Source organism: Brevibacterium moorei, from assembly GCF_024580735.1.
In the GTDB taxonomy this organism is placed as follows: Bacteria; Actinomycetota; Actinomycetes; order Actinomycetales; family Brevibacteriaceae; genus Brevibacterium; species Brevibacterium moorei.
In genome coordinates, this window is record NZ_JANIJX010000003.1 from 159,096 (window position 1) to 171,233 (window position 12,138).

General features: G+C 65.7%; 15 protein-coding genes. All 15 read left to right on the plus strand.

What is annotated here, in order from left to right; translation table 11 throughout:
* Positions 1-4: 4 nt before the first annotated feature.
* The 15 genes from NQ034_RS03620 to NQ034_RS03690 all read left to right on the plus strand — a co-directional run bounded on the left by NQ034_RS03620 (position 5) and on the right by NQ034_RS03690 (position 12,125).
* Complete coding sequence (locus tag NQ034_RS03620; RefSeq protein WP_257047072.1) at positions 5-1,432, plus strand: phage portal protein; 1,428 nt, start codon at positions 5-7, stop codon at positions 1,430-1,432.
* A gap of 10 nt (positions 1,433-1,442) precedes the next feature.
* Positions 1,443-1,604, plus strand: coding sequence for a hypothetical protein (locus NQ034_RS03625; RefSeq protein WP_257047073.1), 162 nt, complete (start codon positions 1,443-1,445; stop codon positions 1,602-1,604).
* Complete coding sequence (locus tag NQ034_RS03630) at positions 1,605-2,762, plus strand: VG15 protein (protein ID WP_257047074.1); 1,158 nt, start codon at positions 1,605-1,607, stop codon at positions 2,760-2,762.
* Between the two features lie 10 nt (positions 2,763-2,772).
* Positions 2,773-3,039 (plus strand): hypothetical protein, encoded by a 267-nt coding sequence (locus NQ034_RS03635; protein WP_257047075.1) that lies wholly within the window; start codon positions 2,773-2,775, stop codon positions 3,037-3,039.
* A 145-nt stretch (positions 3,040-3,184) separates the two neighbouring features.
* Positions 3,185-3,643: a hypothetical protein gene (locus NQ034_RS03640; protein ID WP_257047076.1), complete on the plus strand. Its 459-nt coding sequence runs from the start codon at positions 3,185-3,187 to the stop codon at positions 3,641-3,643.
* Positions 3,644-3,658: 15 nt separating this feature from the next.
* Positions 3,659-4,609 (plus strand): phage major capsid family protein, encoded by a 951-nt coding sequence (locus NQ034_RS03645; RefSeq protein ID WP_257047077.1) that lies wholly within the window; start codon positions 3,659-3,661, stop codon positions 4,607-4,609.
* Between the two features lie 88 nt (positions 4,610-4,697).
* Positions 4,698-5,126: a hypothetical protein gene (locus NQ034_RS03650; RefSeq protein ID WP_257047078.1), complete on the plus strand. Its 429-nt coding sequence runs from the start codon at positions 4,698-4,700 to the stop codon at positions 5,124-5,126.
* Positions 5,127-5,141: 15 nt separating this feature from the next.
* A complete protein-coding gene (locus tag NQ034_RS03655; RefSeq protein WP_257047079.1) occupies positions 5,142-5,639 on the plus strand; it encodes a hypothetical protein in 498 nt (165 codons plus the stop codon).
* The gene (locus NQ034_RS03660) at positions 5,636-5,974 is read left to right on the plus strand and encodes a hypothetical protein (RefSeq protein ID WP_257047080.1); all 339 of its coding nucleotides are present in this window, start codon (positions 5,636-5,638) and stop codon (positions 5,972-5,974) included. The genes NQ034_RS03655 and NQ034_RS03660 overlap by 4 nt, the downstream gene beginning before the upstream one ends.
* A 2-nt stretch (positions 5,975-5,976) precedes the next feature.
* Complete coding sequence (locus tag NQ034_RS03665; RefSeq protein WP_257047081.1) at positions 5,977-6,240, plus strand: hypothetical protein; 264 nt, start codon at positions 5,977-5,979, stop codon at positions 6,238-6,240.
* Entirely contained in the window at positions 6,240-6,608 is a 369-nt protein-coding gene (locus tag NQ034_RS03670; protein ID WP_257047082.1) for a hypothetical protein, read from the plus strand. The genes NQ034_RS03665 and NQ034_RS03670 overlap by 1 nt, the downstream gene beginning before the upstream one ends.
* A gap of 60 nt (positions 6,609-6,668) precedes the next feature.
* A complete protein-coding gene (locus NQ034_RS03675; protein ID WP_257047083.1) occupies positions 6,669-7,283 on the plus strand; it encodes a phage tail tube protein in 615 nt (204 codons plus the stop codon).
* Positions 7,284-7,428: 145 nt separating this feature from the next.
* Positions 7,429-7,719 (plus strand): hypothetical protein, encoded by a 291-nt coding sequence (locus NQ034_RS03680; RefSeq protein WP_257047084.1) that lies wholly within the window; start codon positions 7,429-7,431, stop codon positions 7,717-7,719.
* Positions 7,720-7,826: 107 nt separating this feature from the next.
* Positions 7,827-8,108, plus strand: coding sequence for a DUF5361 domain-containing protein (locus NQ034_RS03685; RefSeq protein ID WP_257047085.1), 282 nt, complete (start codon positions 7,827-7,829; stop codon positions 8,106-8,108).
* A gap of 24 nt (positions 8,109-8,132) precedes the next feature.
* The gene (locus tag NQ034_RS03690) at positions 8,133-12,125 is read left to right on the plus strand and encodes an aggregation-promoting factor C-terminal-like domain-containing protein (RefSeq protein ID WP_257047086.1); all 3,993 of its coding nucleotides are present in this window, start codon (positions 8,133-8,135) and stop codon (positions 12,123-12,125) included.
* Positions 12,126-12,138 lie beyond the last annotated feature (13 nt).

The following is a 12,138-nucleotide window of genomic DNA, read 5'->3' on the forward strand; positions in this document are numbered from 1 at the left end:
CGCCGTGGAGTGGACCGCCAACGATATCCAGAACATCAAGATCACTGGCATCGACGACGCGGAACTGGCCACCATCAAGAAGCTCTTCACCGTCTGGCGCGCCCGCCGCGAGAAGAACATGAAGCGGTCCCTCTACTACGACACCGAACAGGCCTTCAAGGACCTCGGCATCGCCCTGCCGCCCCAGCTGAAGAAGGCCAAGTTTTGCCTCGGCTGGGCCACCCAGGCCGTCCGCAAACCCGCCATGCGCTCGCAGTTCGACGGCCTGCGCCTACCCGGTTCGGAAAATCCGTTCGAACTCGGCGAACTGTTGGCCGTGAACAATTTTGGCCTGTACCTGGGTCAGGCGATCGTTTCGGCCTACACGCACGGCATGGCCCTGTACACGGTCACCAAGGGCGGTCCGGGGGAGTCCCCGGTGCAGATGCACGCCCACTCCGCCGAGAACGTCGCCGCCCTATGGGATCCCCGCCTGCGTCGCCTGGCCGCGGCCCTGACGATCGCCGAATACTCCACGGACAAGCCCAAGCGGTTCACCGTCTACCTGCCCGACGCCGTCATCGAATGCCAGTTCACCAAGACCACCGGCTGGACGGCCGAACGGCTCCCGAACCCGATCGGCCGCGTCCTGGCCGTGCCGATCACCCACGACCCCCAGCTGCGCCGCCAGTTTGGCCGGTCCCGCCTGACGAACTCCGTCATGGGGCTCACCGACATGGCAGCCCGCAGCTACGTCCGCATGGAGGGCAACGCCGAACTCTACTCCGCCCCACAGCTCGCCCTACTCGGCGTCGACGAGGCAGCCTACGAGGACATGTCCGAAACGCGCCGTTTCAAGCTGGCCATGCGCCGCCTCCTGGCGATCACGAAGGATGAGGACGGCGACACCCCCAGCCTGCAGCAGCTCACCCAGGCATCCATGACACCGCACAGTGACATGCTGCGCACCATCGCGATGGCGTTCACCGGAGAGACCGGCATCCCACCGTCGTCCCTCGGCGTCCTCCACGACAACCCCGCCAGTGCCGAGGCGATCCGCGCCGCCGAGCACGACCTGCTCATCGACGCGACCTACCAGAACAAATACGTGCTCTCCGCACAGGTCCGCGATCTCATGATCCTCACCGTCATGGTCCGCGACACGCTGACCGAAGAGCCGGCCGACTGGTGGAAGCTCACCACCAGGTTCGCCGACCCTGAGTTCCGCAGCCAGGCCGCAGGCGCCGACGCAGTCCAGAAGCTCTCCGCCTCCATGGACCAGCTCGTCAAACACCCCGTCCTCCTCGAACAAGTGTTCGACGAGGGTCAGGTGCAGCGCATCCTCGACGACCAGCGCCGCGCCCGCGGATCCAACCTGGTCGACAACCTCCTCGGACAGGCCCCGGGCAGCGAACCGGAACCGGCCACCACCGACGCCCCCGGACGGGGTTGACGCCACCGACATGAAGGCCCGCTTCGACGCCCTCGGCATCGCAATCCGCTCCGGCGTCGACCCCGACGACGCAGCACGCCGCCTGGGCCTGACCGGGGTGAAGTTCACCGGAGCGATCCCCGTATCGTTCCGCCCACCCCGAACCGAAGCGGACGACCTCGAGGACAAGTAAATGCCAACCCGCGCCCAGACCAACCGCCTCGCAGACGCTCAGAACGCCGTCACCGACCAGGTCCAACAGGAACTGGCCCGCATCTGGGCCAAGCTCGACGCCGACCCGCTCCGCGCTCGCCAACAGCTCGAGGAGATCTTCCCGGCCCTGCTGGAGAAGTTCGGCGATGTGGCGGCCACGGCGGCGGCCGAATGGTTTGAAGAGCGCACAGGCCAGCGTGCAGTCCTCGCCGACCCCATACCCGCCGACCAGGCCAACAGTTCACTCCGTTGGGCTATGGGCCCCGCCTTCGACGGCGACTGGGACACTGCGCTCGCCAACCTGGCCAGTGTCGCTGATCGCCTGGTAAGGGCCCAGGGCAAGGACACAGTGCAGACCTCGGCTCAGCGACGGAAGGTCCGCTTCGCACGGGTGCCAGCCGGGCGGACCACCTGTTCGTTCTGCACCATGCTCGCCTCCCGTGGATTCGTCTACACCGACCGGAATACAGCTGGTGGGCTCAATCGGTATCACGCGCACTGTGATTGCCAGATCGTCCCGGAAGATGGCACTGTGCCGGCCGGGTACGACCCGGAAGCGCTCTACGACCAGTACCAGGAAGCCCGCTCTCAGCTGCCCGATGACGGTAAGTACGCCACCGCCGAAGAGATCATGACGAAGATGCGCGAGCTTCACCCGGAGAGGTACACGGACGGTATCTGGCCGAGACTCCCCACCGGGACGAGCAAGGATGGGACGCTCCAACTGAGCAAGTACGAGCAGCATAGACGCGACCTTCTGGCCCGCCTATACCAAGAGGGGAAGACCTCAGGGGGCGACTACCTGATGCCTCCAAAGCACCCAGCAGAACCGCCCGAATGGTGGCCGACTGATCTGCCGGCACTACGCTCTAAAGAATGGAACCACATTCTCTATGGATTCGGGTCCGGGGGTGCTCACCAAAAGGGGTACGAATGGATCAGCGGAGGGACGCCGTTTCCGCCGACATGGGGGCCTGAGAAGATCGCCCAGAACATCGCAGAATTCCTCCAGACGGTTGACATAACCGACACGTCGCAGGCGACCTACGAGGGTATGATTGAGGGATCACCGATCAGAGTGGCCATTGGACGAAGGAAAGGAAAAGCCCGTGTTATCACAGCGTTCCCTCCTAGCTGACCAACCCACGATGGAAATGATCGCCCAGGACCTCATCGACCTCATCCGGTCGGAGATCGGAGATGACCGGGCCGTCGAGATCCAAGACGTGCTGCACGCCGATGGGCCAATGGCACCGGTGACCATGGCCGTTGATCAGCTTGTCGAACACCACGTCCGGGTGCCAGCCGACCTGATGCAGCGCTTCGCGCGGGTGGCTGAAGAAACTGGCGACACCGAAGACTATGCCGACCTGTATGCCGACCAGCAAGCGATCGTAGCCAGACAGCCGGTCTAGACCGGCTCAGCATATAGTCCAACCCCCGACCACCCATCGGGGGTTTTCTTATGCCCGGAAGCGCTCCGGGCTCCACGATTTTCGGGCCCCGCACGGGGCCTGTGCCATATCCGATTGCCGCACGGCATGAAAGGACGGTGCCCTCATGGGTGACACCACCGCCAGCACCACCGACCCGAAGACCCCGCCGCCGGCGCCCGCCGGGGACCAGACCGATTGGGAGGCGAAGTACCACGCCGCCGTCGCCGAGTCCCGCAAGTGGGAGACCCGCGCGAAGTCCAATCGTGACGAACGGGACGCGGCCCAGACTCGGGCGACCGAGCTGGAGCAGGCGAACCAGGGCCTCACGGACAAGGTCGCGGGGTTCGAAACGGCGAAGGCCCGCACGGACCTCGTCGCGAAGATCGCCGGTGAGAAGAACGTCGACGCCACAGTCCTGGCCCTCATGGCCGGGGACACGGAGGACGCGCTCACGAAGGCGGCGGAAACCCTGCAGGGCGCGGCACCGTCAGCGCCGGTCGTTCCCAGCGCCGGTGACAATCCTCCGGCGCCGCCGGTGTCCGAGGAGATGCAGGCCGTTCGCAGCCTGTTCAGCAACGACTAACAGAAGGAGGCCCTGATGGCTGTATTCGACAGCAAGCAGGCCAAGGTGCTCATGCCGCGCACGATCGCTGACGGCATGATCACGAAGACCCAGTCCACATCGACGGTCGCGAAGCTCTCGGCGTCCGAGCCGCAGAAGTTCGGCGAGGTCGACTACATCATTTTCGACGACTTCCCCCGCGCCGAGTTCGTCGAGGAAGGCGCCGACAAGGGGTCGACCTCGGGCGGGTTCCGATCGGTGACTGCGAAGCCGCACAAGGCTCAGGTCACGATGCGGTTCAACGAGGAAGTCCAGTGGATGGACGAGGACAACCAGCTCGGTATCCTCGACCAGCTGGGCGCCAAGGGCTCCGAGGCCCTGTCCCGCGCCCTGGACCTGGGCCTGTACCACCGCATCAACCCCCTGTCCGGAGCGGTCATCACCGGGTGGGACAACTACCTGACGTCGACGACCAACGTCGTCACCGACGACGACGAGTTCGATCAGGTGATCCGCGAGGCCGTGGGCCTGCTGGTCAACCGCGACGACGACCCCATTACCCCGACCGGCCTGGCCCTGGCCCCGGATGCGGTCTGGGACCTGGCCAACCTTCAGGGGAAGCTGGCCAACGGCGACCCGTCCGGCCAGCAGCGCTACCCGAACCTCGGCTTGGGCGCCAACATCGAGTCCTTCCTGGGCCTGAATGCGGCCTCCGGCTCGACCGTCTCCGGCAAGCCCGAAGCCGCCAAGCCCACGGGCGTGCGCGGCATCGTCGGCGATTACACGAACGGAATCCGCTGGGGCATCCAGCGGGATCTGCCAATCGAGCTGATCCGCTTCGGCGACCCGGACGGCGGCGGAGACCTCAAGCGGAAGAACCAGATCGCCCTTCGCCTCGAGCTGGTCTATGGCTGGTACGTCTTCGCGGACCGCTTCGCCGTGATCAAGGCCGCCGGCGCCGATGAGGGTGGCGACGCGGGGGAATGACCGCCCGCTACCAGGCCGCGTACTGACCGGCCTGGTAGCGGGCGGCCCCGCGCCCACCCACACCCCGAATGACTGATTGGAGACCACCATGGCCGAATGGAAGGCGCCCCTCCCGGCGGAAGCCAAGGAGGGAAACTCTGGACACCCGGAGGACCACAACAAGCTCAACGCCGCAGTGAAGGAGATCCGCGATCTGGTGGACTCCGGCGCGCTCAACGGCAAGGACGGTAAGGGTACGCCCGGCGATGATGGCCACAGCCCGGTCATCACCTTCGACGGCACCAAGATCGTCGTGGACGGCACTGCGGGCCCGGACCTGAAGGGAAAGCCCGGCGACGCTGGCAAGTCCCCCAAGGTGACCATGAACGGCACCAAGATCGTCATCGACGGTGTCGAGGGCCCGGACCTGAAGGGGGCACCGGGCGACAAGGGTAAGGACTCGGACGTGACCAAGGCGGCATTCGATGCCCTGGCCGCCCGCGTGACCAAGCTGGAAACGCCGCCCACCGAGGGCTGATAAGGAGGTCTGGCCATGGCCGATGAGACACCACCTCCGGTCGAGCCCTGGCCCATGGCCACGGTCGAAGACCTGAAGGCCCGCTGGCCGGACTTCCCACCCGGGGCCGACGCCCACGCGGGAGTCCTCCTCGAGGACGCCTCGCAGTTCATCATCGACGTCTGTCCCACCGCGGTCCACGCCACGGCGTCCACGCGCCGGCGGATCGTCTGCGCGGTCGTCCGCCGGGCCATGGCCGCCGAAGCCTCCGACATGGACGGCCTGTCCCAGCAGTCGCTGACCACGGGCCCGTTCGCCATGTCCCAGACACCCGCCAACCCGCACGGGGACTTCTACCTGACCAAGGCCGAGAAGAAGGCCCTGGGCCAGGGCGGGCAGAAGGCATTCGGCGTGGACATTGCCGGTGGCGGCCCGGCCTGTGAGCACCAGCCCTGGTGCTCACAGTTCTTCGGCGCTCGCTCCTGCTCGTGTGGCGCGGACCTGACCGGGGGTGAGCCCCTATGGGAGCGGTGAGGCACCCGCACGGGGAGACCATCACCGTCCACCCCTACATAGACGGAGCCTTGGACGCCAACGGCAACCCGGTCCCGGCGTTCGGCGACGACTACACCCGCACGGGTATCGCCGTCGCCCCGCACGTCGAACCGGCCGAGATCGATCCGAACCGACGCATGGTCGTCGACGGATTCGACCTCTACGACACCGTCGACACGCCAGTCACCGACCGGGACCACATCACCGTCCGCGGCCACCGCTACCGCGTCGTCGGCGAGATCGCACGATGGTCCGACCCCTTCAAGGCTGCACAGTCCGGGGCCGTCATCACCATCACCCGAGCGAAAGGCTGACCATGGCCAAAGGCAAGATCAAGCTCAACACCAAGGCCTTCGCCCAGCTGCGCAACTCCGCCGAGGTGATGGCCGACCTGAACCGCCGCGCCCGCAAGATCTCCAACGCCGCCGGCGAAGGCTTCGAAGCCCACGACGCCCAACCGGGCACCAAGGGCCGCAACCCCCGCGCACGCGCATCAGTCGGCACCGACAGCCTCAAAGGCCGCCGCCGCCAAGCCCAGGACAACGTCCTCCAAAAGGCACTGAACGCAGGGAGGCAGTAATGCCCGAATTCCCCAGCGCTCGCCGCCTGCTGCGGGAGCATCTGGCGGGCCTGCTCGACGTGCCCGTGGTGACGCGGGTGCCTGCGGAGAGGCCGCCGGGGTTCGTGCGGATCCTCAACGCCGGGGGCGCCGGCCGCCTGGGTCCGGTCCTCGAGGAGGTCGCGCTGACTGTCGAATCGTGGGACGACTCGGAGGTCGTGGCCGAGGATCGCGCCAACCATATCCGGGGACTCCTGTGCGAGGCACCGGAGTGGGCGGGCCGCCCGGTCTACCGGTATCGGGAGTCGGGCCCGCCGGTCGATCTGCCGGACGAATCCGAGCAGCACCGGTTCACATTCACTCTCACGATCCGGCTCAGGGGAACCTGAGCCGGCACGCTTCATGCACTCCAAAGGGGCCTACGCAAATCCTGCTGAGGAGCACGCATCATGGCTGGTACATCCACCCAGAACGTCGCCGTTGGAAAGCCGAATCTCAAGGTTTCCGGCGGCGTCATGTTCGCCCCGCTGGGCACGACCCGGCCCACGTCTCTCGAAGCCGCGATCGACGCGGCGTATGCCTCGCTGGGGTATGTCTCCGATGACGGTGTCACGGAGACCTCCGAGCGGTCCACCGAAGACATTCGAGCGTGGGGCGGCGACAAGGTCCGCACCGTGCAGACGGAGTTCGGCACCACTCTGCAGTTCACGCTCATCGAGTCTCTCCGCGCCGAGACGCTGAAGTTCGTCTATGGCGCCGACAACGTCTCCACCGAGGGCGGTGTCATCACGGTCAAGCGGAACTCGCAGACCCTGCCGCACGGTCAGCTGCTCATCCCGATGCTCGACGGCACGAACTCGCGCCACCTCGACGCGGGCCTGGCCCAGGTGACCGAGGTCGGCGACATCTCGTATGTCGACGGGGAGGCAATCGCTTACGAGGTCACCGTCTCGTGCGACCCCGACGACGACGGCAACACCCTCATCGAGCGCATCGCAGTCGCCCCCGCTGATGGCGGCGGGGAGACCGGTGGCGGCGATGAGGGCGGTGCCACGGGGGAATGACCGCCCGCTACCGGGCCGAGTACTGACCCGGTAGCGGGCTCCACAGATTCCCAGGGCGGCGGAACCCATTCATGCGTAGGCTCGCCGCCGCCCTGGGTCCACACACTTTTTCGAGCCTGCGCGCACCACACGATAGGAGCCTCGCATGGCAACCGGACGCAAGACGATGAGCCCGAAGCGCAAGGGCGAAAAGCAGTACCCCATGGTGTCCTTCGAGATGCCCGATTTCGATGGGGAGTTCACGCTGCCGAAGCTGGACACCCTCCCGCTGGGCATCGTCGCAGCCCTCGACACGGGCAGCTTCGGCGAGTTCATCACGTTCCTGGACAAGCACGCCCCGGACTCGGCGCCCGCGGTCCGGGATATCGCCGGGGAAGAGGTCGAGGTGCTCATGGAGCACTGGTCGACCGCGTCCGGGGTCACCGCGGGGAAATAGTCGGCCTGGCCCGACTCATCGACCAGCACAGTCACGCGCTCAACGCCGACCTGCTCAAGCACGGTCTGCGGCTGCGTTGGCTCGATGATCCGGACCAGGACTTGACCATGGGCGACCTGCTGGACTTCGTCGAGTACGCCACCCCGGACATGGCGATCGTGCAGGTCACCGTCGATGACCACGAGTGGTCCATGACGAACCAACTGCTGGCCGCCATGGTCGACCGCCTCAACATGGACGCCTGGGCTCAGGGCGGCGGCAAGGGCCGCAAGCCCAAGCCGATCCCGCGCCCGGGTGTCGTAGACAAGTCGACGAAGACGTACACGGTCGAAGCACCGTCGACCGTCACTGAGATCGACGCGTGGATTGCCTCCAAACGATCCGCCTGACCGAACCGTAGAAGGGGAGACCGCATGTCTGTCGAACTGGCGACCGCCTATGTCAGCATCCTCCCCACCACTCGTGGTCTCGGTCAGGCGCTCGTCAAGGACGTGGTCCCGCAGGCCGCCACCGCAGGGCAGAAGGCCGGCTCGTCGATGGGCGCGTCGATCGCGAAGTGGGCCGGCCGCGCGGCGAAGACCGGCGCGGTCGCGGCCGGCGCCGTGATCGGTGCGACGCTGATCTCCGGCGTGAAGTCTGCGATCAACCAGCAGACCGCGGAGAAGGTCCTCGGTGGCCTGTACGGGTCGGCGGACAAGGCCATGGAGACGATGGCGAAGCTGCGCAAGGTCGCGGCCGCCAGCCCGATGGAGTTCGACGCCTATGCCGGTGCCGCCCAGTCCCTGGCCTATGCCGGGGTCGAAGGTGACAAGGCCGTCGGAATCCTGAAGAACGTCGGCACGGCGATCACCGCGGCCGGCGGCGACACGGACAGCATGGATTCGGCGTCCTCGGCGATGCTGAAAATGGTGAACAGCGGCGAAGTGCAGCTGGACACGCTCAACATGCTCTCCGAGGCCGGTGTCCCGATTTTCGCGGGCCTGGCAGAGGCCTCGGGGAAGTCCGCCAAGCAGATCAAGACGGACGTGTCCAAGGGCAAGGTGCAGATCGACCAGGTCATCGACGTCATGGCCAATGCCGCGGGGCCCACGTGGGAGAAGACCCTCAAGGCCGGCGAAGAGGGCGCGCAGTCGTTCGGCAATCAGTGGAAGATCCTCGTCGACCGGATCAAGGTCGCAGTCGGTGAGCAGATCATGCCGCTGCTGGAGAAGCTCGCGCCAATGATGAAGCCCATCGGAGACGCGATCATTGCCGGGATCGGCAAGCTCCCGGACATTTTCGACACCATCGGCCGTGTCGGTGGGACCACGATCGGCATCCTGAAGGATTGGGCGCCGATGATCCTGGGGATCGCGGGCGCGGTCGCCGCGTGGATCGTCGTGCAGAAGATCCAGAACGCCCTGTCGTGGGCGGCCTACCTGTGGTCGTCCAAGGACGTCATCCTGGGTGCCGCGCGGATCGCGATCACGAACGGTATCGCAGCAGCCCAGGCCGGCCTGAACGCGGTCATGTCGGCGAACCCGATCGGGCTGATCATCGCGGGCATCGTCCTGCTGATCGCCGCGTTCGTCATGATGTACAAGAAGGTCGGCTGGTTCCGCGATTTCATCAACGCGGTCTGGAACGGCATCAAGGTCGCGGCGAAGGCCGTGGCCGACTGGTTCATGACGTACGTCGTGCCGGTCCTGGCGGCCGTCTGGGACGGTATCGCAGCCGGTGCGATGTGGCTGTGGAACAACGCCCTGAAGCCCGCGTGGGACGGGATCAAGACCGCGGTCGCCGCGGTCGTCGACTGGTTCTCCACGAACGTCGCCCCAGTCCTGCAGGCCGTCTGGGACGGTATCGCGACCGGTGCGATGTGGCTGTGGAACAATGCGCTGAAGCCCGCGTGGGACGGGATCAAGACCGCCGTGGCCGCGGTCGTCGGCTGGTTCTCCACCTATGTCGCCCCGGTTATCCAGGGCACCATCACGGTGCTCGGCGCGATCTTCCAGTGGCTCTACACGTACATCATCAAGCCCGTATTCACCGGCATCAAGATCTACATCACCGTGTGGTGGACGATCATCAAGGCGATCTTCACCGCGGTCGTCTGGTTCATCAAGACTGTCCTGGCGCCGATCTTCACGTTCCTGTGGGGTGTAGTCCAGGTCGCATTCAACCTGATCAAGGTCGCCATTCAGGTGGCCTGGGGCATCATCAAGATCATCTTCGCCGCGATCAAGATGTTCATCCAGAACGTCCTGGCGCCGGCGTTCACGTGGTTCTACAACTCCGTGATCCTGCCCGTGTGGAATGGCATCAAGGTCGCCATTCAGGTGGCCTGGGCAGTTATCAAGGTCATTCTCGTCGCGATCAAGGCGTTCATCCAGAACGTCCTGGCGCCGACGTTCACCTGGTTCCGTGATTCCGTGATCAAGCCCGTGTGGAATGGGGTCAAGGCGGCGATCCAGGCTGTCTGGAATTTCATCAAGAACTACGTCTTCACGCCGATCAAGGCGTTCATCCAGAACGTCCTCGCGCCGGCGTTCACGTGGTTCTACAACTCGGTGATAAAGCCGGTCTGGAACGGCATCAAAGCCGCGATCCAGGCGGCGTGGACGTTCATCAAAACGTACATTTTCACGCCGATGAAGAACTTCGTCCACAACACGCTGGGGCCCGCGTTCACCTGGTTCCGCGACACCGTCACCCACGTGTGGAACACGATCCGGGGCAACCTGGAAAAGGTCTGGACCAAGATCCGGGTCTACGTGTTCACACCCCTGCAGAAGTTCATCATGAAGACCCTGCCGGACGCGTTCAAGCATGGCAAGGACGCGATCGGGCGGGCCTGGGACAAGCTCCAGGACGTCGCGAAGAAGCCGGTCCAGTTCGTCGTAGACACCGTCATCAACAAGGGTGTCATCGACAACTTCAACAAGATCGCGTCGTTCTTCAAGGTCAAGGAGATCCCACACGTCTCCCTGCCGAAGGGCTTCCGCACTGGTGGCCACATCTCGGGCCCGGGGTCCGGCACCTCGGATTCCATCCCGGCGTGGCTCTCCGATGGTGAGTTCGTCGTCAACGCGCGCGCCACCCGCCGCTACCTCCCCCTGCTCCACGCGATCAACGGGGAAAAGGGCGCCGGCTACCGCCAGATGATGAAGGTCGCCGCTCGCCGTGGCCTCCGCGGCATGCACGACTACCTCGAATACGGGGGCGAGAAGCTCTCCGCATTCAAGAAGGGCGGTTCGGTCGGCAAGACCGACTCCTCGCCCATGATCCTCAAGGCCCAGCAGTGGGCCAAGAGCCAGGTCGGCAAGCCCTACATTTGGGGCGGCGTCGGCCCCGCCGGCTACGACTGCTCCGGTTTCATGTCCGCCATCACGAACGTCCTGACCGGCCGCAGCCCGTATCACCGGCTGTTTGCCACGTCGTCGTTCGCAGGCGGCCACGGCGCCGGCGGCTTCAAACCCGGCCTCAAGAGCGCATTCTCGATCGGCGTGCACCAGGGCAGCCCAGGCCACACCGCCGGCACCCTCGCCGGCATGAACGTCGAATCCTACGGCCACCACGGCCCCGCCACAGGATCCGGCGCTCGCGGTGCGACGGACCGGCTGTTCAATCAGCATTTCTATCTGCCGCAGGCCGGTGGTCAGTTCATCGGCGGTGGTGGGGGAGGCGTCGACATTATGTCGATGCTCAACCCGTTCACTGTGCTGAACAAGCTGATCGACAAGGTGCCCGGGGCCGGTGGGTTCACCGACCTGATGAAGGGTGCCGCGAAGAAGGCGATCTCCTGGCCGGTCGAGTTCATCAAGAAGAAGGCCGCCACGCTGATCGACGTCGGTGGTCAGGTGGTGGACTCGCTGGCCACGGGCGCGGCCAAGGCGCAGGTCCGCTCTGTCGCAGCCCTGTATGGCTGGGGCAGTGGGGCGCAGTGGGACGCGATCGACTGGCTGGTCTCGCACGAGTCCTCCTGGAATCAGAATTCCGCGAACCCGACCACCTCGGCGCGGGGCCTGTTCCAGAAGATGACCAGCATGCACGGCCCGGTGGAGAAGACCGCGGCCGGGCAGGCCGGCTGGGGTCTGAAGTACATCAAATCCCGGTACGGCACGCCGACGGCCGCCAAGGCGTTCTGGCAGGGCCACAACTACTACCGGCACGGTGGCCTCGTCCCGAAGCTCTACGACCAGGGCGGGGTCCTCGAACCGGGCGTGTCCCTGGTGGCGAACAAGACGCGCCGGCCGGAGTACATTCTGCCGGCCGACGTGACCGACCAACTGCTGGCCGGCGCCGGGACGCAGTCGTCGACGTCGATGCTCGCCGGGCACCTCACGGTGCAGGCCGTCGACCTCGATGCCGCGTTCCGGAAGCTCGACACCGAACGCCGCAAGCGTGAGGCGTTGGCGCTCATCTAGAGGAGAGGACGAA